16 protein-coding genes and 1 rRNA gene are annotated in these 22,196 nt (G+C 62.8%); 9 read left to right on the top strand and 8 right to left on the bottom strand.

Annotated features, from left to right (window positions below; genetic code table 11):
• Positions 1-171 precede the first annotated feature (171 nt).
• The 3 genes from rrf to QQJ96_RS12760 all read left to right on the top strand — a co-directional run bounded on the left by rrf (position 172) and on the right by QQJ96_RS12760 (position 1,428).
• A 5S ribosomal RNA gene (gene rrf, locus QQJ96_RS12770) occupies positions 172-284 on the top strand.
• Between the two features lie 125 nt (positions 285-409).
• Positions 410-1,096 carry a rhomboid family intramembrane serine protease gene (locus tag QQJ96_RS12765; protein ID WP_284332385.1) on the top strand — a complete coding sequence of 229 codons (687 nt, stop codon included), beginning with the start codon at positions 410-412 and terminating at the stop codon, positions 1,094-1,096.
• Positions 1,097-1,104: 8 nt separating this feature from the next.
• On the top strand, positions 1,105-1,428 hold the full coding sequence (locus QQJ96_RS12760) for a DUF1820 family protein (RefSeq protein ID WP_284332384.1): 324 nt from the start codon (positions 1,105-1,107) through the stop codon (positions 1,426-1,428).
• Here QQJ96_RS12760 and QQJ96_RS12755 read toward each other — a convergent pair.
• Complete coding sequence (locus QQJ96_RS12755) at positions 1,425-2,153, bottom strand: glutamine amidotransferase (RefSeq protein WP_284332383.1); 729 nt, start codon at positions 2,151-2,153, stop codon at positions 1,425-1,427. The two genes, QQJ96_RS12760 and QQJ96_RS12755, sit on opposite strands and share 4 nt — an antisense overlap.
• 25 nt (positions 2,154-2,178) lie before the next feature.
• Entirely contained in the window at positions 2,179-4,002 is a 1,824-nt protein-coding gene (gene tfpB, locus QQJ96_RS12750) for a type IV pilus assembly ATPase TfpB (RefSeq protein ID WP_284332382.1), read from the bottom strand.
• A gap of 91 nt (positions 4,003-4,093) precedes the next feature.
• Here tfpB and glyQ point away from each other — a divergent pair, with 91 nt between their 5' ends.
• Positions 4,094-5,005, top strand: coding sequence for a glycine--tRNA ligase subunit alpha (gene glyQ / locus QQJ96_RS12745; protein WP_284332381.1), 912 nt, complete (start codon positions 4,094-4,096; stop codon positions 5,003-5,005).
• On the top strand, positions 5,002-7,125 hold the full coding sequence (glyS, locus tag QQJ96_RS12740; RefSeq protein ID WP_284332380.1) for a glycine--tRNA ligase subunit beta: 2,124 nt from the start codon (positions 5,002-5,004) through the stop codon (positions 7,123-7,125). The genes glyQ and glyS overlap by 4 nt, the downstream gene beginning before the upstream one ends.
• A gap of 95 nt (positions 7,126-7,220) precedes the next feature.
• On the opposite strand, the gene QQJ96_RS12735 is transcribed toward glyS, so the two are convergent.
• Positions 7,221-7,799, bottom strand: coding sequence for a helix-turn-helix domain-containing protein (locus tag QQJ96_RS12735; RefSeq protein WP_284332379.1), 579 nt, complete (start codon positions 7,797-7,799; stop codon positions 7,221-7,223).
• 434 nt (positions 7,800-8,233) lie between these two features.
• Between QQJ96_RS12735 and QQJ96_RS12730 the strand changes: the two genes are divergently transcribed.
• Positions 8,234-9,097, top strand: coding sequence for a YbaY family lipoprotein (locus tag QQJ96_RS12730; RefSeq protein WP_284332378.1), 864 nt, complete (start codon positions 8,234-8,236; stop codon positions 9,095-9,097).
• Between the two features lie 75 nt (positions 9,098-9,172).
• Here the strand turns inward: QQJ96_RS12730 and QQJ96_RS12725 are convergent, their stop codons facing one another.
• The 4 genes from QQJ96_RS12725 to mnmG all read right to left on the bottom strand — a co-directional run bounded on the left by QQJ96_RS12725 (position 9,173) and on the right by mnmG (position 16,577).
• Positions 9,173-11,215, bottom strand: coding sequence for an autotransporter outer membrane beta-barrel domain-containing protein (locus QQJ96_RS12725; RefSeq protein ID WP_284332377.1), 2,043 nt, complete (start codon positions 11,213-11,215; stop codon positions 9,173-9,175).
• Between the two features lie 182 nt (positions 11,216-11,397).
• Positions 11,398-13,725 (bottom strand): Tex family protein, encoded by a 2,328-nt coding sequence (locus tag QQJ96_RS12720; protein WP_284332376.1) that lies wholly within the window; start codon positions 13,723-13,725, stop codon positions 11,398-11,400.
• Between the two features lie 135 nt (positions 13,726-13,860).
• Entirely contained in the window at positions 13,861-14,652 is a 792-nt protein-coding gene (locus QQJ96_RS12715) for an RDD family protein (RefSeq protein ID WP_284332375.1), read from the bottom strand.
• A 47-nt stretch (positions 14,653-14,699) separates the two neighbouring features.
• Positions 14,700-16,577 carry a tRNA uridine-5-carboxymethylaminomethyl(34) synthesis enzyme MnmG gene (gene mnmG / locus QQJ96_RS12710; protein WP_284332374.1) on the bottom strand — a complete coding sequence of 626 codons (1,878 nt, stop codon included), beginning with the start codon at positions 16,575-16,577 and terminating at the stop codon, positions 14,700-14,702.
• A gap of 542 nt (positions 16,578-17,119) precedes the next feature.
• On the opposite strand from mnmG, the gene QQJ96_RS12705 reads away from it, so the two are divergent.
• Complete coding sequence (locus QQJ96_RS12705; protein ID WP_284332373.1) at positions 17,120-17,305, top strand: hypothetical protein; 186 nt, start codon at positions 17,120-17,122, stop codon at positions 17,303-17,305.
• Positions 17,306-17,404: 99 nt separating this feature from the next.
• Here QQJ96_RS12705 and pepN read toward each other — a convergent pair whose 3' ends face one another.
• Positions 17,405-20,053, bottom strand: a complete 2,649-nt coding sequence (gene pepN / locus QQJ96_RS12700) for an aminopeptidase N (RefSeq protein ID WP_284332372.1) — start codon at positions 20,051-20,053, stop codon at positions 17,405-17,407.
• Positions 20,054-20,119: 66 nt separating this feature from the next.
• Between pepN and QQJ96_RS12695 the strand changes: the two genes are divergently transcribed.
• Together QQJ96_RS12695 and QQJ96_RS12690 are read left to right on the top strand one after the other, a co-directional pair.
• A complete protein-coding gene (locus tag QQJ96_RS12695) occupies positions 20,120-21,124 on the top strand; it encodes an aldose 1-epimerase (RefSeq protein WP_284332371.1) in 1,005 nt (334 codons plus the stop codon).
• On the top strand, positions 21,121-22,071 hold the full coding sequence (locus QQJ96_RS12690; RefSeq protein ID WP_284332370.1) for a pyridoxal-phosphate dependent enzyme: 951 nt from the start codon (positions 21,121-21,123) through the stop codon (positions 22,069-22,071). Before QQJ96_RS12695 ends, QQJ96_RS12690 begins: the two co-directional genes overlap by 4 nt.
• The last annotated feature ends 125 nt before the right edge of the window (positions 22,072-22,196 follow it).

Raw genomic sequence — 22,196 nt, 5'->3', positions numbered from 1 at the left:
ATAACCCCAAGACGCTTTTGTAGGTCCCTCTAGAAGTGACCCGACCATCCTTGGTCGGACTCTTCAAAAGAGCGGATGCCCAAACGAAACATCTCGAATACTTCACCAGACGCTTGTCACTCGTTTACCCCTTTGCGGAGCTGGCGCTCAATGCGCTGCTCCCACCCCTTCCCTGGCGGCTATAGCGCTGTGGCCCCACCCGATCCCATCCCGAACTCGGAAGTGAAACGCAGCTGCGCCGATGGTAGTGTGGACTTCCATGCAAGAGTAGGTCACCGCCAGGGGCTTTATCCCTAAAAACGCCTTCCCATCCGGGAAGGCGTTTTGCTTTGCGCAAGTCACAACGTACCGCTCGCCTGGCGTAGGCTGGGATGACAATCCCAGCAACACACACGTCGAGGAGAGCATCGTGTTTGTGAATGTCGAAACCCGACGTCAGCCACGCCTGCACTGGGCCGCAACCTTGCTGATTGTCATCTGCGTGGTGACCTTCATGGCGCTGGCCCTGATGTCTCCGCCGCGGCGCGTCACCTTTCTGTTGGAATGGGGAACGGTTCCCGCGCATGTCTTGGACGCCCATCAGCCGATCTGGCAGCAGTTGCGCGACCCGGCACTGTTGCGCCTGGTCACAGCCTTGTTCATCCATGTCGCCTGGCTGCACCTGCTAAGCAATCTGTTGTTCCTGATGATTTTCGGCATACCGGCGGAGCGCACCCTCGGATCGATCCGCTTTCTTGCCCTGTTCCTGATCGGTGGCGTGGTCGCTAATTTAGCCGGAGCCATTTCGCTTGCCGGGGAAGTCCGGCCGATCATCGGCTGCAGTGGCGCCGTGTCGGCCGTGCTGGGTGCCTACGTTTCGCTATTTCCCCGGGCTCGCCTGGGGCTGGTGCTGCCGCTTGGCTTCTACCTTGAATTTGTCCGTGTGCCGGCGTTCTTGCTGATCGGCATCTGGGCATTACTGCAATTGCTTTTCAGCTACGTGGGCGGCCCCAGCTATGGTGGCTACGCCTGGTGGACGCACTTGGCCGGTTTTTTGTTCGGCGTGCTGTTTGCCCTGCTGTCCCGTGATGCGATCATGCGTCGCATGCGCAAATAAGAGGTCGTATGCGAACCCAGAAACTCTACAAAGTCACCTTCCTGCACCTGGGAAAGTGCTACGAGCTGTACGCCCGGCACGTTGCTTCGAGCGGCCTATGGGGTTTTACCGAAGTGGGCGGCCTGGTCTTCGAGCCGGCAGGCGAAGGAATTGTGGTGGATCCCACCGAAGAACGCCTGCGCGAGGAATTCAAGGACACGCGTGTGCTGCACTTGCCGATGCAGGCGATCGTGCGCATCGAGGAAGTGGATCGCAAAGGCTCACTCGCCATCCGCGATGCCGCGGACGGCCAGAAGGTCACGCCTTTTCCGATGCCGCCACGCAACCGCTAGCGGGGTACGTGGCTGAGCCCGTGATGCCTGGAGAACACCTTCAGTAGGCGCCTTGCCAACGGCGTTGCCGCTACCTGCCGGTAGGTGTGTTGCGGATCGAAACCCTCGCGGCGCATGGCGTGATGCTTGCGCTCGATATAGGCGCGCATCACGTCGGCGTTGAACTCGGGATGGAACTGCACGCTGATGGCGTTACGGCCATAGCGAATCAAATGGTGGGGATCACGCGCCGATCGGGCCAGCACCTTCGCACCCTTGGGAACTTCCAACACGCTCTGTTCGTGCGTGGTGTGCGCGCGAAACTGCGCGGGTAGAAACATCGTCAGCTCGTCCTGCGCTGCGTCGGGCAGCAGATCGATCGGCAGCGTGCCGATCTCCCTTCCTCCCGGCAGATAGTCGACGCGTCCGCCCAGGGCATGCGCTATCAACTGATGGCCGTAGCAGACGCCGAGCAAGGGCAGGTCGACATCCATCGCGCTACGGATCCAACCTGCCGTTTGCTCACTCCATGGCGCGCGGTCGGTCACCATCGCCGCCGAGCCGGTGATCAAGGCGCCGGATACTTGCTCAGGCGCGGGCAAGGTTTCCCCCGCCGCGACGTTCACTATCTGCAGCCGATGCGGCGCGAGCTGTGCGCCAAGGCGAAACCAATGGGGAAAATCACCATGCCGTGCCCGGATGTTGTCGGGGGCCTGGCCGGTGCGGATGATCAGAACGGGCTTCATGCAAGCTATCGAAATAAGCGGATTTTCAAGAGGGCGAATCTTCAACGTGCTCGACCGGCGGCACCACGTTCAGCACTTCCTGCACGGTGGTCAGGCCGCGCGCGACCTGGTCTGCCGCGGAAATGCGCAACGGGCGCAAACCTTCGACCAAGGCCGCCTGGCTGAATTGAATCAGGTCCAGCTGCGCGCTGATCATGCCACGCAGCCGCGCGCTCAAGGGCATCATTTCATAAATGCCGGTGCGGCCAAGAAAGCCGGTGTGGCGGCATTCCAGGCAGCCCACTGGCTTGAACACGCGTTCGGGCACCGGCATCGACCAGCCATGGGTAAGCACCGTCCACTCGTGTGGATCCTGCTGCGTTTCCAGCTTGCAATGCGGGCATAAGGTGCGTACCAATCGCTGCGCGACCACGCCGGTCAGCGTCGACTGGATCAGGTAATGCGGCACACCCAGATCGAGCAGTCGCGTCACGGCGCTGGGCGCATCGTTGGTATGCAGTGTGGATAGCACCAGGTGGCCGGTCAATGAAGCCTGCACCGCCATCTGCGCCGTTTCCAGGTCGCGAATTTCGCCGACCATGATGATGTCCGGATCCTGGCGCAACAGCGTGCGCACGCCGGCCGCGAAATCCAGGTCGATCGAGGGCTGGACCTGCATCTGGTTGAATTCGGGCGAGACCATTTCGATCGGATCTTCCACCGTGCATACGTTGATATCCGGCGTGGCCAGATGCTTCAACGTGGAATACAGGGTGGTGGTCTTGCCGGAGCCCGTCGGCCCCGTCACCAGCACGATGCCATGCGGGCGTTCCACCATGTTGCGCCACATGGTGTCTTCCGGAGTCGAAAAGCCCAGCTGCGAGAAATCCTTCGCCACGATGTCCGGGTCGAAGATACGCATCACCATTTTCTCGCCGAACGCGGTGGGCATGCTGGAAATACGCAATTCCACTTCGCGCCCCGAGGTGGCGCGGGTCTTGATGCGGCCGTCCTGCGGACGGCGCTTTTCCGCCACGTCCATGCGCGAAAGAATCTTGATGCGTGAGGTCACCGCCGTCATCACCGGCGGCGGCAGCTCGAATACCTTGTGCATTACCCCGTCGATGCGGAAGCGCATGTTGCCTGCTTCGCGGCGCGGTTCCAGATGGATATCCGATGCGCGCTGTTCAAAAGCGTATTGCAGCAGCCAGTCCACGATATGCACGACGTGCCGGTCGTCGGCGCCGACCTCGCCGGCTTTGCCAAGCTCCAGCAACTGCTCGAAATTGAGCAAGGTCGAGGAGTCGTAACCGCTCTGGTTCTTGGCGTCCTTGGCGAGCTGGATCGAACGCTGGACGCCGTAGAACTCCTGCAGATAGCGGTTGATGTCGATCGGGCTGCATACCACGCGATGCACGTCCCGGCGCAACATCTGCGCCAGATCCTTCGACCAGGTATGGTCGAACGGCTCCGCCGTGGCGAACGTCACCTCGCCGGAAGACACCGCCACCGGCAGAATGCGATGGCGTTGCGCGTAGGCGTGGCTCACCACCTGCGTAACCGCCGCCACGTTGATCTTCATCGGATCGATTTTCAGGTACGGCAGGCCCGCCTGGCCGGCCAGCCATTCGGTCAAGCCTTCCAGGCTGAGCGGACGGCCCGGCTCCCGCCGATTGATGAGCTTGGCATTGGCGATGATCACCAGCGGGTTCAGTTCTACCGAGCTGCGCCCGGCGTGATGCCCCACGCGCAGCTGCTTGGCATCGTCGGCCGCGAGGTAGCCGTCCACAACCAGCGCCGCCAGGACGTCGTCCAGCGCCAGCCGGCCACGACGGCCCAGCATGGAGGCGATTTGTTGCGTGGCTGCCATGGCTGGATTTCCCCCAGGTAGTGCGCGGAAAAACGGCGAAAAGTTGCGCTGCGGCTATACTAACGCGCTTTACACTCAGGTTAGGGAAGAGATGTCCGCGCCTACCTTCCAGGATGTGATCCAGACCCTCAATCGCTATTGGGGCCGCCAGGGTTGCGTGCTGCTGCAGCCCCTCGATACCGAAGTCGGTGCCGGTACCTTCCACCCCGCCACCTTCCTGCGCTCGCTCGGGCCAGAGCCGTGGGCCGCGGCCTATGTACAGCCTTGTCGACGTCCCACTGACGGTCGCTACGGCGAAAACCCCAATCGCCTGCAGCATTACTACCAATACCAGGTGGTGATGAAGCCGAACCCTGAGAACATCCTCGACCTCTATATCGGATCGCTCAAGGAGCTGGGCCTGGATCCGCAGGTGCATGACCTGCGTTTCGTGGAGGACAACTGGGAGTCGCCCACGCTCGGTGCCTGGGGCCTCGGCTGGGAAGTGTGGCTCAACGGCATGGAAGTCACCCAGTTCACCTACTTCCAGCAGGCCGGTGGCCTGGAATGCAGGCCCGTCACGGGCGAAATCACCTATGGCCTGGAACGCCTGGCGATGTACCTGCAGAACGTGGACAGCATCTATGACCTGGTGTGGACGGAAGCACCGCATGGCAGGGTCACCTATGGCGACGTGTTCCACCAGAACGAAGTGGAGCAGAGCGCCTACAACTTCGAGCATGCCAACGTAGCGGAGCTGCTGCGCTGGTTCGACGTGTGCGAGGGCGAAGCCAACAAGCTGATTGCCGCGGGCTTGCCGTTACCGGCTTATGAGCAAGTCATGAAGGCAAGCCATACCTTCAACTTGCTCGACGCGCGTCGAGCGATCAGTGTCACCGAGCGCCAGCGCTACATCCTGCGCGTGCGCACCTTGTCACGCAGCGTGGCCGAAGCCTACGTGGCGCAGCGCGAGAAGCTTGGCTTCCCCGGATTGAAGCAAGCGAAAAAGGAGCAGGCCGCATGAGCGCCGAAAAGTCATTGCTCATCGAGCTGGGCACGGAAGAACTGCCGCCGAAGTCGTTACCGGAGCTTGCCAGGGCATTTGCTGAAAATGTGTCGCTTGGCTTGACCAAACGCGGTATCCAATTCGGCTCGGGCGCGCGGGAATACAATTCACCTAGACGCTTGGCCGTCTATATACCCGACGTCGCCATGTCCGTGGCTCAGCAACAAATTGAACGGCGTGGCCCAGCTGTCAACGCGCCGCCGCAGGCAGTGCAGGGTTTCGCGCAGTCGTGCGGGGTTACGGTCGAGCAGTTGGACAAGTTAGTGACCGATAAGGGGCAGTGGTTTGTCCATCGCGACTTTTCGCCGGTACGGTTCCTGAGGGATTTCTTGGCGGAAATAGTCGCTGAGGCCTTGGAAAATTTGCCCATTCCCAAGCCCATGCGCTGGTCCGATCACGACTACAGTTTTGTGCGTCCGGCGCACTGGCTGGTCATGTTGCATGGTGCAGATGTTATTGAGGGCAAGGTGCTGGGTATACGCAGCGGCCGCCAATCACGTGGCCACAGGTTCATGCATCCGCAGCCTGTGCATCTTGCCGATGCAGACAGCTACGTGGATGCGCTGCGCATGGCTAAAGTGCTGGTTGATTCGGCAGAACGTCGCAACCGGATTGAGGATGAAGTGGCACGAGTGGCCACGGAAACTGGTGGCATGCCGCAGCTAGATGCCAACCTGCTGAATGAAATCGCCAACCTTACCGAATGGCCGGTAGCAATCGCTTGCACTTTCGATCGGGAGTTCCTGGGTGTGCCGCCCGAAGCGCTGGTCACCACCATGGAGGCCAACCAGAAGTTCGTGCCGGTGTTCGACGCCCACGGCCAGCTCAGCGAACACTTCATCGGCATCGCCAACGTCGATAGCAAGCATCCGGGCGAGATCCGCAAAGGCTACGAACGCGTGATCCGTCCGCGCTTCGCCGATGCGAAGTTCTTCTGGGACGAAGATCTGAAGACGCCGCTGGCCAGCTATCAGGAGGCGCTCAAAAACGTGACCTACCAGCAGGCGCTAGGCAGCTTGTGGGACAAGAGCGTACGCGTGGCCGAGATCGCGCGCATTCTCGCCAATCGAGTGGGTGTCGATGCGGGCGCAGCGACACGTGCGGCGAGCTTGGCCAAGTGCGATCTGCTTACGCGCATGGTCGGGGAGTTCCCCGAACTGCAGGGTGTGATGGGTCGCTACTACGCGCGGCACGACCGGGAATCACCCGAAGTGGCTGATGCGCTCGATAGCGTTTACCAGCCGCGCTTCGCGGGCGACACGATATCCGCCGGTAAAGTGGGCCAGGTGCTCGCGATCGCCGAGCGCGTCGACACGCTGGCCGGTATTTTTGCGGTAGGCCTGAAGCCGAGTGGCAACAAGGATCCCTTCGCCTTGCGCCGCGCCGCACTGGGTTTTGCGCGCACCGTGATCGAAGGCGGCCTTGAATTCGATCACAAGGCGCTGTTTGTCGAAGCACTGGAATTGCTGCCGGAGACGGCGCTGGCCGCTGGCCTTAAGCCTGGCAAGGACGGCAAGGCGCCCGTGCTCGATGCCGGTTCGCGCCGTGCCGCGCTGATGTCCGAGCTCAACGAATTCGTGCTCGAACGCCTGCGTGGCTATTACGCGGAAAAAGGCTACACCACCGAGCAGTACGAAGCCGTGTTGGCGGTGACGCCGGTAAGCCTGGCCGATTTCGATCGCCGCCTGCGTGCCGTGGTTGAATTCGGACGGCAGCCGGAAGCGGCGAGCCTGGCCGGTGCCAACAAGCGCGTCGCCAATATCCTGCGCAAGCAGCAGGAAGAACACGGCGCGCAAAGCATCCGCGAACACGTCGATCCTGCGCATTTCGAGGAAGACGCCGAACGTGCCCTCGCGCAGGCACTGGAAGCCGCGCAAGCCGATACGGCCGCCGCGCTCGGACGCGGAGATTACACAGCGGTGCTGGCGCGTCTGGCCCAGTTGCAGGCACCGGTCGATGCTTTTTTCGATCATGTGCTGGTGAACGCAGAAAACCCGGTGGTGCGTGCTAACCGCCTTGCTTTGCTCGGACGACTGAAGGCGCAGTTCACCGCCATCGCCGATATCGCGCGTCTGTAACGGCGCGCCAGCCCATAAAAAAGCGGCAGCTGCGCGCTGCCGCTTTTTTTTTATCCATTTGAAAAAGCCGTACGGTCCGAATAAGCGGGACCTGCTTAGGAGGCCAGCCGACTCGGCCCGCGGTTCTTCAGCCGCTCCGCCAGGCGATGATTGAAGGCCACCATGGCCGTCGCGTCGACGTCATTGCCGCCCGGACCGAGGATGTTGTAAAGCTCGGCGAGCATGTCGGAATTTTCGGCCAAGGTCAGATGACTATCGGCCAAGTCCAGCTCCGACTGCAGAATGCGCAGCGCAGTGTTCAAGCGCTGCACATCCATGCCGTGGGCCGCGAGCGTCTCCGCCGTAGCGCGCAGCTTGGCGCGATGGCGCGAGACGATGGACTCGGAGCTGGTGGTGGCGTTCATGTCGTCAGGAACCACCGCGCTGGGATCGAGCATGGATCCGTCGCCGGCTACCAGCCACACCAGGGAGATGCCCAAGGTACGTGCCAGCGTGACGCAACGGGCGCGTGAGGGGTCGGTATTCCCGTCGCGCCAACTGCGCACTACTCCCTCCGAGAACCCGCACATGCGAGCGATTTCCGTCACGCTGCCGACCCGCTGGATCAGCAATTTTATGCGATCGGCGAAGGTGCTTGGCGGCTCGGCTACAGGGCTATGGGCTGGCAGGTTCATCACGGGAGTTCCACAAAGTTCGAACGTTTGGCCGGTAAATGCTTACCGGTCCTCCTGTTTTTATAGACCAAACGGCTGTCGCGAGTATGTCGTCCGCTGCGAGATTTTGGTCTGGGTGACGCAGTATCTTGCGGATGGCAACGCTGTCAGTAGTCATCCTAGGGCGCACAAACGTGTAAGGCGCTTCGGCGTTGACACGTCGGGACGCCGAAAAAGGAGTAAGAACGTGCGACCATCGCTTGGAATCGCCCCTTTCGGGCCAAGCCGGCCCCAGACGGCCTGATCTGAGCATACGCGCGCGAATGGCCTGTCTGGTCGGTTGACTTTTCCGCCAGTGCTGTTTGGGCTATGCTCCGAGGCTCCCCCGCGCTGTCTGCGACGCGATGCGTTCGGCAGGCATTGCGTTCGAATCGATCCAACCCGAGGTTCCATCCATGCGCAGCGTTGTTTGGTCGCTGATGACAGTGGCAGCGGTTGCCCTAGCCGGCTGCAATAATTCTTCAAATCCGTCGTCGTCGACCGGCACGGACGGTACGGAAGCGAATGCGCCGGCCCCCGCCGCGCACAGCGTCACCGGCACCGTCACGCTCCGGGGCGGCAACACGCCTTCGGCGCAAGACAAGCTCGAAATCAGCATTGTCGATGTAACTGCGCAAGGCTCGCCTCCGCTGGCGACCAAGCAAATCGCCCCGGCCACCACCTTCCCGCAGCAGTTCGAGCTGGATTTCAATCCCGCCAATGTGGCTGGCAACGATCTCTACATCGTGCAGGCGCAGCTGACCGACGGTGATCGCCACTACAACATGCCCTTGCAGGTGCCGGTGCTGACCAAGGGCAACCCGACCACCAGCGTCAACATCGAGCTTGCTCCGGAACAGACCCCGGGCGAAAAGCTGCTCGTCGCGTTCCAGGGCGTGCAGAAGCAGATCGGCGGCATGAAGCGCACGGCCGGCACCAAGCTCGAGCCCAATGCCTCGCGCGCCTGGCAGGTGTTCCGCGACGGCGGCGAAGTGAAGTTCATTCGCGAGCTGGTCGACTACGGTGACAAGGGCTTCACCAGCACCGACTATGCCTACAAGGATGGTAAGCCGTGGGTGGTGCAGCAGCAGCACAAGCCGAACCAGAACGGCAAGGCCACCTCGGTGGATACCGCCGGCTGGGGCGACGACGGTTCGCTGGTGCTGAAGACGCACGAAGCCGGTGGCAACAGCTCGCCGCTGGGCGACAGCGATGCCCAGGCCTTGCAGCAGCAGGGCAAGGAGATTCTCAATATGGCGACGGGTGGCAAGGGCAAGTAAGCCCCCGCTCAAAGCCGGTACAAAAAAAAGCCGTCCGATTCCGGACGGCTTTTTTTGTGCCTGGCGACGCGCAGCTTAGAAGCCGAGCTTCACTCCGAGGTTGAAGCCATTGATGCTCTGGCTCTTGTCCGAGAAGTGGCCGTTGTAGGCGATCCAGCCGGTCAGGTTCGACGTGATCTGCGCGCTCAAGCCCGCAGTGACCGAGCCCCAGTTCTTGTCCGGCGTGAAGCCGGGCATTTCGAAACTGCCGTTCATGCTGTTGAGGCCGGCGGTGACCATGTCGGTCTTGGCGCGGCTGTCGTGGTTCCAGCCCAGCTCGGCAAACGGCGTCACGTCCATGCCCTGGGAATGCAGCGTGCCCTGCAGGCGCCAGCCCAGCGTGCTGATCACCGCGTTACGTTGCTGGCGGCCGAACCACATCGCCGTCGCATCGTTGCCGTTTTCGTTGTAGCCGTCGATCTTGATGTTCTGGTATTCGAAGTTCGCGAACGGGCCGGTCTTCAAGGCGTTGAAGTCGAACCAGTAGCCGCCGTGCAGCCCCAGGCCGACATACGAGCCATCCACCTTGCCGCTTTCATTCGTGTGGTAGTTGCCGACCATGAACGTGCGGTTGACATTGGTGTAGCTGGCCTGGCCGAAGTCGCCATACACGCCGGCATAGGCGCCGCCGGTGTGCCAGGTCACGTAGCCCAGGCCGGTCAGCGCCTGCAATTTGTAACCGCCGCCACCAGTGACATCGGCGTTGTGTTGGCCGACGCCCAGCGCGACACCCGCCGAGATGCTGTCAGTCGCATGGATGTCCGCACCGAGGGTGAGGTCCACATTGCTGCTGCTGGTGCGGGGGGCGCCGGCGCGCTGGTCGAAATGCTGGTTGGCGTAGTTGACGTTGGCGAACGCGCGCGTGGTGCTGCCGAACGTGTCGGCCATCATCTGGTCGCGCACCACGGCGGTCTGCGTGGTCACGGCGGCGAGCGGGGCCTCCTGCAGTAGCGAGATCTGTTGGGGCGCGGCCAGCTCGGCCAACACCACCTGCGAGAGCATCAGGTGCCCTGCCGTGGTGGGATGCACACCGTCCGCGAACAGGTAGCTCTGATTCGTGCCCGGCGCATAGGTGTAGGGCAGGCCCGAGCCCTGCGGGCCGCACTTCACGGAACTGGAGCCGGCGCCGCATGCCGGCGTGGTGACGTTGCTAAAGCCGTAGGCGCCCGGATTGGCGATCACCTGATTGACCAGGGCGAAGGTATTGACCGGAATGATGCCTTTGCCCAATTGCTTCAGACCCGCATTGAGCTGGCTGTTGAAGATCACGCTCAAGCCGGTCAGCGAGGTCGCCGCGGAACTGCCTTGCGCAAGCGCTTCGGGCGTCAGGCCGATGTTCGGCAGATTGAACACGAGGATGTTCTTGGCGCCGGCTGCCTGCAGCGCGCCAAGCAGCTTCACTTCCTGCTGTCCGGCGGCGGCGATGGTCGCTTGGGCCTGGCTTGCGGTCTGCAGCGTAGACACACCAGCCGCAGCGGAGACCTGGGCGTTCACCTGGGCGGTCACGGCTGGGGTGATCTGTGCTTCGAACGCGGCAATGGCGACCGGGTTGTTCGGAATCAAGCCAGCGGCGACGGCCTGTGAAGCTTGCGCGGCCAGCGTTTGGGCGATGATCTGTTGTGCGGTAGCGCCAGCCACCACCGAGGTCGCGGCGTTGAAGATATCGTTGGCGCCGCCCCACATCGTATACAGGGCATGGCTGTTCACGCTGTTGCCGGCCAGATAGCTGGTCACCTGGCTGGTGATGGTCGGCACGGCGGCCGGCGTGCCCGGCGAATTGTTGTTGATACCGGCGCCGCCCCAAGCGTAGTCCGTGCCACCGGCCAGCGAGGGCGTCAACGAATAACCCAGTCCGGCCGCAACGTTCTGTACGGTCACCGCACCCGGGTTGGTGGTGAACTTGAGCGGCGGCTGGATGCTGGGGTTGGTCGCCAGCGAAATATTGCCTGCATCACTGAGGCTGTCGCCAAAAGCCACCACGCTATTGAAGGTTGACTGCGGATTGCCCGTAGCGTGTACGGTGCCGACCATGCCGAGGGCCAGCGCCACGGCGCCGGCGAGCTTGCGAGGGTGGAACATGTGGGTGTGCTCCTGCGTCTGTTTGTTATCGGGGCGTTACGTTAATGCATGCCATACGGCAGCGCATGCTGCGCTGCAAGCAAGCTCCATCCCCGGGGCGTAGGCTGGGATGACAATCCCAGCATCGGGATGCTACGTGGGAAGCTGGGATTAGCATCCCAGCCTACGCAACCCATCGTGGCCTAACGCTTGAGCGCCTTGGAAAAAGCGTCTGCAAACGCGCTGTTGGCCGGTGGCGGGGAAGGCTTCTGCGACGGGGCGCCCGGTCGGGGGCCGCGAGCATCGCGGCCGCCACGTGCCTCGCCGCCGCTGGCGGGCTTGCCGCCACGCGCCTGCTGCCCGGGTTCGTCATCCAGGCGCATGGAAAGGGCGATGCGCTGGCGTGCGATATCCACCTCCATCACCTTCACTTTGACGATGTCACCGGCTTTCACGGCATCGCGCGGATCCTTCACGAAGCTGTGCGACAGCGCGGAGACATGCACCAGGCCATCCTGGTGCACGCCGATGTCGACGAAGGCGCCGAAGGCGGCCACGTTGGTGACGCGGCCTTCGAGGATCATGCCGGGCTTGAGGTCCTTCAGGTCTTCCACGCCTTCGGCGAAGCTGGGTGCGACGAATTCCGGACGCGGATCGCGGCCGGGCTTTTCCAGCTCCTTGAGGATGTCGCGCACGGTGGGCACGCCGAAGCGCTCGTCGGTGAATTGCTCGGCCTTGAGTCCGCGCAGGAAGGTGATGTCGCCGATTATGCTTTTCACTTCACGGCCGCATTGGGCCATGATGCGTTCGACCACCGGATAAGCTTCCGGATGCACCGCGCTGGCATCCAGCGGATTGTCGCCGCTGGGCACGCGCAAGAAGCCGGCGCATTGCTCGAAGGCCTTGTCGCCCAGGCGCGGCACTTTCAGCAAGGCCTTGCGGTTGCAGAAAGGACCGTTGGCGTCGCGATGCTTCACCACGTTCTCGGCGACGCTGGGCGTAAGACCCGCCACGCGCGAGAGCAAAGCTGCCGACGCCGTGTTTACGTCGACACCGACCGCGTTTACGCAGTCTTCCACTTTGGCGTCCAGCGTGCGCGCCAGCTTCACCTGATTCACATCGTGCTGATACTGGCCGACACCGATCGCCTTGGGCTCGATTTTCACCAGTTCGGCCAACGGATCCTGCAGACGACGCGCAATCGATACTGCGCCGCGCAGGCTCACGTCGAGATCCGGAAATTCCTTGGCGGCTGTTTCCGATGCGGAGTACACCGAGGCGCCGGCTTCGCTCACCACGATCTTGGCCAGTTTCAGGTCGGCGTGCTTCTTCATCAGCTCGCTGGCCAGCTTGTCCGTTTCGCGCGACGCGGTACCGTTGCCGATGGCGATCAGGTTGACACCATGTTGCTTGCTGAGCACGGCCAGCCGCGCGATCGACTGATCCCACTGATTGCGCGGCTCATGCGGATAGACGGTGTCCGTCGCCAACAGTTTGCCGGTGGCATCGACCACCGCCACCTTCACGCCGGTGCGTATGCCCGGGTCCAGGCCCATGACGGTCTTGGCGCCGGCCGGCGCAGCCAGCAGCAGGTCCTTGAGGTTGTCGCCGAACACGCGGATCGCTTCGTCTTCCGCGCCTTCGCGCACGCGGCCGAACAGGTCCAGTGTCAGATGCAGATGCAGCTTCACGCGCCAGGTCATGCGCACGGTTTCGCGCAGCCAGGCATCCGCCGCACGGCCACGCTCGATGATGCCGGCGTGCGACGCTACGCGCCCTTCGGCTTCGTGGTTGCCTTGCTCGGCTTCCACCGTGGGCAGCAGTTCCAGTTCAATCACGCCTTCGTTGCGCGCGCGCATCAGGGCGAGCAGTCGATGCGATGGAATCTTGCCGATCGGCTCCATGTGATCGAAGTAGTCGCGGAATTTCGCGCCTTCGTGTTCCTTGCCTTCGACCAACTTGGCGCGGATCTGGCCTTTCTCCCATAGCCAATCGCGCAGTTCGCCCAGCAGCTGCGCGTCCTCGGCGATGCTCTCCATCAGGATCGCGCGCGCGCCATCGAGGGCGGCGCGTACATCGGGTACGCCTTTTTCAGCGTCGACGAACTGCGCAGCGAACGTTTCCGGCGCCTGCGTGGGGTCTTCGCGCAAGCCGACGGCAAGCGGCTCCAAGCCAGCTTCGCGCGCGATCTGCGCTTTGGTGCGGCGCTTGGGCTTGTACGGCAGGTAAAGATCTTCCAGGCGTGCCTTGGTGTCGGCTTCGAGGATGTCCTGTTTCAGCGCATCGCTGAGTTTGCCCTGTTCCTCGACGCTGGCGAGGATCGCGCTGCGGCGTTCTTCCAGTTCGCGCAGATAGCGCAGGCGTTCTTCGAGCGTACGCAATTGCGTATCGTCGAGGCCGCCGGTGACTTCCTTGCGGTAGCGTGCGATGAACGGCACGGTGGCGCCGCCATCGAGCAGGTCCACGGCTGCACGTACCTGTTCCGACTTGGCGGCGATGTCCTGGGCGATGCGTTGTTCGATGCTAAGCATGGGCTAGACAGACTTCCTGATTGGGGTGGTGCGACCAACGGGCTTTGCAAAAGCGTCATGCGTCGGAAGGTCTGCGAGCATGACGAAAAAAACGGTGCAAGCCCAGCAGGCTGCACCGTGACGTGTAGCTACGACTCAGGCGTTGAAGTGGCCACGGTCGTGGTTCGAGGGCGAGCGTTGTGGCGGCTGTTCCTGCGCGCTGCCTTTGAGCACATAAGTGCCGGCCCATAGGTCATGCAAGCCCTGCTTATGCTGCGTCCAGCTGATGGCGAGATAGCAGATGATCGGGATCAGCAGGAACACCGCGCTCAACAGCCGCACGACATTGCGCGCAGCCGACCGCCCAAGCGCTATGCGTTGTCCGTGAACGTCGGTCACGCGCAAGCGCAACGCCAGCTTGCCCGGCGTGGCCTGCCACGTCGAAGCCTCGAAGAAAACGTAATACAGATAGGTAATGGCCAGCGACGCCACGCTGGCGCCTTCTGTTGCCTTGGCGTAATCGCGCAGCGCGACCGCCATATCGGCGCCGCCTTGCATCTGGTCGAGTAGATGCTTGTACGCTTCCACGGCGCCGAGCGTGTACGCCGCGATCATGGTGGGAATCATCAGGATGAGCAGGTCGATCACCCAAGCGCCAAACCGTTGCCAGAAGCTTGCGTAGTCGAAATAAGCAGTGTTGCTCGTCTGCGCTTGCTGCAGCGGCGGCGGCCCATACGGACTGGGCGCGGGCGCAGGCCGATCGTCGGGGAACAGCATCGACAGCGGCCGCCAATCGGCCAGGCTGTCGTACCAGCCCAGGTCGTCGGGACTGAGCTGGCCGCTGCGCAGCCATTCCTTCACTTGCTCTTCCTGATACGGGCCGTGGCGTTCGCCGTTACGGCCGATCCACACTTCCATGGGGTGTACCTCGGTAAACGTGAAGCGCATGATGCCATGCGCCTGCAAGGGATCGTGAGTTAATCAGTAACGTTGGTTCAGGCCGCGTCGCGGCGCTTGAGGTGCACCAGCAACAACGAAATCGCCGCTGGCGTGACGCCACTGATACGCGCTGCCTGGCCGATGGTGGCCGGCAGGCTGCGCTTGAGCTTCAGCAGCACTTCGGCGGAAAGGCCTCGCACCTTGTCATAATCGAAGCTGGTGGGAATGACCGTGTTCTCGTGGCGGCGCTGGCGTTCGATTTCCTCGCGCTGGCGTTCGAGGTAGCCGGCGTACTTGGCCTGCACCTCGACCTGCGCGGCCACATCTTCGCGATCGACCATGGGGCCGAGCTCAGGCACGCCGGCCAGCTTGGCGTAATCGAGTTCGGGCCTGCGCAGCAGATCCAGTGCATGGGTTTCGCGGCTTACCGTCACGCCGAGCTGGCGCGCGATCGCCGCTCCCAAAGCGTTGTTCGGTGCGGCCCACAATCCGGCCAGCCGCTGCGTCTCCCGTTCCACCGCTTCGCGCTTGGCGCGCAGGGCATCGAAGCGTAGCTGCGGCACCACGCCCAGCGCATGGCCGGTTTCGGTGAGGCGCAGATCCGCGTTGTCCTCGCGCAGATGCAGGCGGTATTCCGCGCGCGAAGTGAACATGCGGTAGGGCTCGATGGTACCGTTGCTGGTGAGGTCGTCGATCAGCACGCCGATGTAGGCTTCATCGCGGCGCGGATACCAGGGCGCCTTGCCTTGCACCGCCAGCGCGGCGTTGAGGCCGGCGATCAGGCCTTGCGCTGCCGCTTCCTCGTAGCCGGTGGTGCCGTTGATCTGGCCGGCGAAGTACAGACCCGGAAGGGTCTTGGTTTCCAGCCACGGATGCAGCCCGCGCGGATCGAAATAGTCGTATTCGATGGCGTAGCCGGGGCGCGTGATGTGCGCCTGCTCGAAACCCTTGATCGAATGCACCAGTTCGAGCTGCACGTCGAACGGCAGCGATGTGGAGATGCCGTTGGGGTAGATCTCGAAGCTGTCCAGGCCTTCGGGCTCGATGAAGATCTGGTGCGAGCCCTTGTCGGCAAAGCGCACCACCTTGTCTTCGATGGACGGGCAATAGCGCGGACCCACGCCCTCGATCTGGCCGGTGTACAGCGGCGAACGATCGAGCGCAGCGCGGATGATCTCGTGCGTGCGTGCGCTGGTGTGAGTGATCCAGCAGCTCACCTGGCGCGGATGGTCGTCGCGCGAGCCCAGATAGGAAAACACCGGCGCGGGATTGTCGCCCGGCTGCTGTTCCAGACCGCTGAAGTCGATGCTGCGCAGGTCGATGCGCGGCGGTGTACCGGTCTTCAGCCGATCCGCCGCTACCGGCAGCTCGCGTAGGCGCTGCGCGAGCGTGCTTGCAGGGGGATCGCCTGCGCGACCGCCCGCGTATTGGGCCGGGCCGATGTGGATCTTGCCGGCCAGGAAGGTGCCCGCTGTGAGCACTACCGACCTGGCGCGGAAGGAAACGCCCATTTGCGTCACCACGCCCACCACGCGCCCCTGCTCGATCAGCAGATCGTCCACCGCCTGCTGGAACAGGTCCAGGTTAGCTTGGGTTTCCACAGTGCGGCGGATGGCTGCCTTGTACAGCGCGCGGTCGGCCTGGCAGCGGGTGGCGCGCACGGCCGGGCCCTTGGAGGCGTTCAAGGTGCGCCACTGGATGCCGGCGCGATCGGCTGCCTGTGCCATGGCCCCGCCCAGCGCATCGATCTCTTTCACCAGATGGCCCTTGCCAATGCCGCCGATGGCCGGGTTGCAGCTCATCTGGCCGATCGTCTCGATGTTGTGGCTCAGCAGCAGCGTGCGCGCACCGCACCGCGCCGAAGCGAGCGCCGCCTCGGTGCCGGCATGGCCGCCGCCGATCACGATCACGTCATAGGAGCTGGGGTGAAGCATGGGAATCTAGCTAAACGTCAGGGTAGACAAACGCTTATGGTACTGCGAACCGCCTCGTCAGAAATCGCCTACCTGAAGCTGGCATGCTTTCTGCATTAACCCTTCCGCACTTTCGCGGGCAGACGCTGCGCAAATCGCGCGCTGAGACAGGACGGCAGGGGTCCTTTCGCGTACCGGGACAGGAAGCAGAGACGGCGCCCTTTCGGGGCGCCGTCTATTTTTTTGATCTCTTGAAGAGAGATCTGGCGCCCGGCGGTCTCAGGAACAGGGGGAATCCAGGATGACCGTAGTGCCGGGCGCCAGAAACTGGTGGCCCAATCGGGCAAGACGGTAAAAGACCGCACCCCCCGTGGCGTGAGAGCGATCATCGCCCTCAGCATGTGAATACGAAGTGACTGAAACGGAAATTTCTGTCGACTTGTGGCAACAGCTGACAGAAAAGGTCACAGGGTGATAACAAGCAAAGTTCATATGTGATGTTCATCACAGGCTGGCACGTCTGTTGCTGTATGGATCATGCAAAGCAAAGTGGGAGATGAGCCATGGACAACAGCAACGAATACGCACCGGTGTACTTGCGGCATGATCTGATGGTGGAGCTTGGTCGCCTGGAAATGGCGATGGATCACCTCGTCGAGCGCGACCCGGTACAGCAAGAGCAGCTTCGCCCGCGCATTGAATCGCGCATGAGTCACCTGCAAAGCGAGCTGGATCTTCTTCCCGCCTGAGAGCGCCTTTCAAGCACCGCCCCGCAACGGCGACCATATGGTCGCCGTTGTCGTTTCGTAGGCTGGGATTGTCATCCCAGCCTACGCTTTGCCAGACACTCAGTGCTGCAAAACGTTGCCCACGATCTCGCTCAAATTGGGCGACAAGCCTTCGCGCTGTACCAGGGCCTCAAGCGCTTGCCGCGCCGCGCTTCGGCGCTGCGGTTCCAATCGCTGCCAGCCATTGAACGCGGTGGCCAGGCGCGCCGCGATCTGCGGGTTGAGCGCATCCAGCTGCACCAGGCGTTCGGCCACGAACGGGTAGGCCGCGCCATCGGCGCGATGAAATCCGCTGGGATTGGTGCTGGCGAAGGCGCCCAGCAGGGAGCGGGCGCGGTTGGGATTTTTCAGGGTGAAGGCCGGATCGCTTTCCAGGTTCTTGACGACGGCGAGCGCCGGTTCGCCCGGTACCTGTGCTTGCACGTTGAACCATTTGTCCAGCGCCAGTGGGTTGCCCGCGTAGCGTTCCCGGAAATGCGCGAGCGCGGAGGCCGCTTGCGGCGCGCACCGGCGCACCAGCAGGCTGAGTGCGGCCAAACGATCGGTCATGCCCGACGCCATGTCGTACTGCCTTGCGGCCAGTACATAGGCCTGCTCGGCGTCGACCAGGGCCAGCAATTCGAGCACGCGGCGCTTGAGTCGCCGTCCGGCTTGGCTCATGGCGTCCAGTTGCGGCTCGCCGACGTGGGCGGCAAGTGCGCGATAGCGAGCCAGCAAGGCGTCGATGCCGATCCGTTCGGCCAGGCGCAGCTGCATCGTCTCGCGCTGGGCGTGAATCCTGGCCGGATCCACCTCGCTTTGGCGATCCGCGAACTCGATTTCACCCGGCGGCGTCAACAGGTCCGCGAGCAAGGCATCGTCCATGGCGTCGTGGGTGAACAAGGCGGCCAATGCGTTGCACCAAGCCTTGCATGCGGTGGAATCGTCGCCGTCTCGCAAGGTATCAAAGGCCAGCATGGCCAGTTGCTGTCCGGCCTCCCAACGGTTGAAACCATCCACGTCATGCGCAAGCAGCAACGCCAGTTCGTCCGGGCTGTAGTCGTACTCAAGCACCACCGGCGCCGAAAAGCCGCGCAGCAGCGAAGGTACGGGCGCAGAGGGAACTTGCTTGAAGACGAAGCGCTGGGTGGGTCGGCCCAGCACGATGACTTTCTCGACGCTGTCGCCTTGCGCCTCGCCATTCAGTTGCAGTGGCAGCATCTGGCCGGCGCGGTTGAACAACGACAGCTTCACCGGGATCGGTAGCGGCTTTTTCTCCGCATCTCCCGGCGTGGGGCGCGTGAGCTGCGAAAGGGTCAGCGTGTACTCCTGCCGCGTGGCGTCGTATTCACCCTTTGCGTGCAGGTGGGGCGTGCCGGCTTGCGAGTACCAGGCGAGATACGCCGTGAGATCGATGTGGTTGGCGTCACCTAGCGCGGCCAGAAAATCCTCGATGGTCGCCGCGTGTCCGTCGTGCCGCTGGAAATACAGGTCCATGCCACGCCGAAAGCCTTCTTGCCCGAGCCGGCCGGCCACCATGCGCACCAGCTCCGAGCCCTTTTCGTAGACGGTGGCGGTATAGAAGTTGTTGATCTCGCGGTATTCCGCCGGACGCACGGGATGCGCCAGCGGGCCGGCATCCTCCGGAAATTGCGTGCGCCGCAGCAGTGCGACGTCTTCGATGCGCTTCAACGGCGCCGAGTTCATGTCCGCGGAGAATTGCTGCTCGCGGAATACCGTAAGCCCTTCCTTGAGCGAAAGCTGGAACCAGTCGCGGCAGGTGACGCGGTTGCCGGTCCAGTTGTGGAAATACTCATGCGCCACCACCGCTTCCACTGCGCGGTATTCGTCGTCCGTGCTGGTATCCGGATCGGCCAGCAGGTATTTCGCGTTGAAGATGTTGAGCCCCTTGTTCTCCATCGCGCCCATGTTGAAATCGTGCGTGGCCACGACATGGAACACATCCAGGTCGAAGCTGCGGCCATAGCTGCGCTCGTCCCAGCGCATCGAGCGTTCCAACGCGTCGAGCGCGTAGTGGCAGCTGTCGATCACGTTGGCTTCGGACCAGATCACCAGCTGCACCTGGCGGCCATCGGCCGTGAGGTAGTTGCGTTGAATGTTCTGAAGGCGTCCTGCGACCAGTGCGAACAGGTAACTGGGCTTGGGATGCGGATCGACGAAGCGCGCCCAATGGCGGCCATCGGGCAGGTCGCCGCTGCCGGCGGGATTGCCTCCGGCCAGCAGGACCGGGAAGCGTTCGCGATCGGCGCGCAAAGTCACCGTGTAGCGGGCCAGCACATCCGGCCGGTCCGGGAAGAAGCTGATATGGCGAAAGCCTTCGGCTTCACACTGCGTCAACAGAAACCCATGCTCGCGCGAACCGGACAGGTACAAGCCTTCAAGGGTTGTATTGGCGGCTGGTTGCACGCGCACGCGCGTTTCCAGCACGCTGCCGTCGCGGGCACCATGGATTTCAAGCACGGATTGTCCGTAATGGTAGTCCTGCGCTTCGAGCTTGCGGCCATCCAGGGCAATTGCCAGCAGCTCCAGGCCTTCGCCATCCAGCCGCAGCGGCGTCGGCTGCGACGCATCGCTGCGCAGGGTGAGCCGCGACGAAACTTCAGTGCTATCGATGCCCAGATCGATCTCCAGTTCGATGGCCTCCACCGACCATGCCGGGGGACGGTAATCGCGCAGACGGATCGGGGAGGTTTCGCGGACGAGAGTCATGGGGGTCGATGAAGAGCGGGGAGCTGTCAGGCTAACATGAGGTCCTTTGGTTGGCAGGACAAGCGGATGAGCGGATTCGGAATCGATGAAACCCAGTGGGGCTCCCACGACATGTTCGTGTTGCGTGATGGCCAGCGTGGGCGCTGCGCCCGCGTGGCACGCCGCGGTGCCAACCTGGTGTCCCTGGAGCAGGTGGTCGGCGATGTCACCCATACGCTGGTCGACGGCTATCGCGATGCCGAGGAACTGGTGCGTTGCCCGAGTTCCCGTTCCGCGATCATGGCGCCGTTTGCCAATCGCATCGCCGATGCCCGCTATACCTTCGACGGTAAAACCCATGACATGCAGCCCGGCGTGGAAGCGCAGCGCGGCATCCGGCACGGCTTCGTGCGCAGCCTGGATTTCGAACTTGTCAGCGCAAACGCCGACGGCGACCGCGCGCAGCTTACCCTCGGCACGTCGGTGATCCGTCCGGGCGCTTTCCCCGGCTATCCGTTCGCGATCGATCTGGCGGTCACCTATACGCTCGATGCAAGCGGACTCTCGCTGGCGGTGAGCATGCGCAACGTCGGTAACGAGGCAGCACCTTGTTTCTTCGGCTGGCATCCGTATTTCCGCTTCGATGGCAGCGAGCTGGATAGCTGGGAGCTGCAGATTCCGGCCACCCGCCTGGTGCGTACTTCGCCCGAACTGATTCCCTTGCCAGGCCAGGACGCTTTCCAGCCGCTGGAGCAGGCGCCGAAGGAGCTGGATTTCCGCCAGCCCAGGCCGATTGGCGCGGTGAAAATCGATCATGCCTTTGCCGGTCTCGTGCACGATGCGGACGGCCGCGTGCGCACGCGCTTGCGCGATCCGGCCAGTGGCCTGCGCCTCAGCATGTGGCAGGAGCATGGCGTGGTGCTGGTATTTACGGCCGACACGGTCAGTCGCGACGTGCGACGCTCGGTGGCGCTGGAGCCGATGGAGAGCATGTCGAACGCGTTCAATCGCACCGATTGCGCGGACACCATCCGACTGGAGCCGGGCGCCGAGCGCGTGTTCCGTTGTGGTGTGGAGATCGAGCGCGCATGAGCGTCCCCCTGCCGGCTTTTGAAGACATCCAAAACGCAGCGGCGCGTATCGCACCACACTCAGTGGTGACGCCGGTACTGAGTAGCGCAATGCTGGACGGGATGGTGAACGCCCAGCTGCTTTTTAAATGCGAAAACCTGCAACGCGGCGGTGCGTTCAAATTTCGTGGCGCCTGCAACGCCGTCTGGTCGCTGACGGATGAAGAGGCGAAGCGCGGTGTCGTCACCCACTCGTCCGGCAATCATGGCAATGCGCTCGCCATGGCGGCCGCTACGCGTGGCATTGCCGCGCACGTCGTGGTGCCCGAAGGCGCTGTTCGTGCCAAGCTGGAGGCGATCGAGCAAGCCGGTGGGATTGTGCATCGTTGTGCTCCCACCATCGCCGCACGCGAGGCCAAGGCCGCCCAAATCCAGCAGGCCACCGGCGCGGTCATGGTGCATCCCTATGCGGATACGCGAGTGATGGCCGGACAGGGCACGACGGTGCTGGAACTATGGCGGCAGAGCGGCGGACTGGACGCGATCATCACGCCGATTGGCGGTGGTGGGTTATCGTCTGGCTGTGCCATAGCAGCGCATGGCTTGGCCCTGGCGATCCAAATGTATGGGGCGGAGCCGTCGGGTGCCGCGGATGCGGCCGAGTCGCTTGCGCGCGGCGCGCGCGTCGACCACTTTGTGCCGGACACGGTTTGCGACGGCTTGCGTGCGCTGATCGGTGAATCGAATCTTGAAGCCCTGCGTGAGCACCGTGTAAATGTCATCACGGTCAGCGATGAAGAAACCATTGCCGCGATGAAGCTGCTTTGGCAGCACCTCAAACTGGTGGTGGAAGTATCCAGCGCCACGGTGTTCGCCGCCATCCTCAAGCAGCGCGAACTTTTTGCCGGTCGCCGGGTGGGCCTGGTGCTGACCGGTGGAAATGTCGATCTCGACACATTGCCGTGGTAATGGGGACGTAACAGATAAGTGCGTCAACCCGGATATTCGCACTGCGTCACATTTTACGGATCACCACGCTCGCTTCACCCAAAACAGACGCGCCGTGGAATGGCTCGTTGAAAAAGTCACCTGCG

Origin of the sequence: Dyella flagellata (genome assembly GCF_030160275.1) — a bacterium.
Taxonomy (GTDB): Bacteria; Pseudomonadota; Gammaproteobacteria; order Xanthomonadales; family Rhodanobacteraceae; genus Dyella_B; species Dyella_B flagellata.
This window is presented reverse-complemented; position numbering and strand designations above follow the sequence as displayed.

Coding starts and splice junctions, on each gene's coding strand:
- QQJ96_RS12705 (WP_284332373.1), top strand. CDS start 17,120: ATGGACAACAGCAACGAATACGCACCGGTGTACTTGCGGCATGATCTG.
- glyS (WP_284332380.1), top strand. CDS start 5,002: ATGAGCGCCGAAAAGTCATTGCTCATCGAGCTGGGCACGGAAGAACTG.
- QQJ96_RS12715 (WP_284332375.1), bottom strand. CDS start 14,652: ATGCGCTTCACGTTTACCGAGGTACACCCCATGGAAGTGTGGATCGGC.
- glyQ (WP_284332381.1), top strand. CDS start 4,094: ATGTCCGCGCCTACCTTCCAGGATGTGATCCAGACCCTCAATCGCTAT.
- QQJ96_RS12760 (WP_284332384.1), top strand. CDS start 1,105: ATGCGAACCCAGAAACTCTACAAAGTCACCTTCCTGCACCTGGGAAAG.
- mnmG (WP_284332374.1), bottom strand. CDS start 16,577: ATGCTTCACCCCAGCTCCTATGACGTGATCGTGATCGGCGGCGGCCAT.
- QQJ96_RS12735 (WP_284332379.1), bottom strand. CDS start 7,799: ATGAACCTGCCAGCCCATAGCCCTGTAGCCGAGCCGCCAAGCACCTTC.
- QQJ96_RS12725 (WP_284332377.1), bottom strand. CDS start 11,215: ATGTTCCACCCTCGCAAGCTCGCCGGCGCCGTGGCGCTGGCCCTCGGC.
- QQJ96_RS12695 (WP_284332371.1), top strand. CDS start 20,120: ATGAGCGGATTCGGAATCGATGAAACCCAGTGGGGCTCCCACGACATG.
- pepN (WP_284332372.1), bottom strand. CDS start 20,053: ATGACTCTCGTCCGCGAAACCTCCCCGATCCGTCTGCGCGATTACCGT.
- QQJ96_RS12730 (WP_284332378.1), top strand. CDS start 8,234: ATGCGCAGCGTTGTTTGGTCGCTGATGACAGTGGCAGCGGTTGCCCTA.
- tfpB (WP_284332382.1), bottom strand. CDS start 4,002: ATGGCAGCCACGCAACAAATCGCCTCCATGCTGGGCCGTCGTGGCCGG.
- QQJ96_RS12720 (WP_284332376.1), bottom strand. CDS start 13,725: ATGCTTAGCATCGAACAACGCATCGCCCAGGACATCGCCGCCAAGTCG.
- QQJ96_RS12690 (WP_284332370.1), top strand. CDS start 21,121: ATGAGCGTCCCCCTGCCGGCTTTTGAAGACATCCAAAACGCAGCGGCG.
- QQJ96_RS12755 (WP_284332383.1), bottom strand. CDS start 2,153: ATGAAGCCCGTTCTGATCATCCGCACCGGCCAGGCCCCCGACAACATC.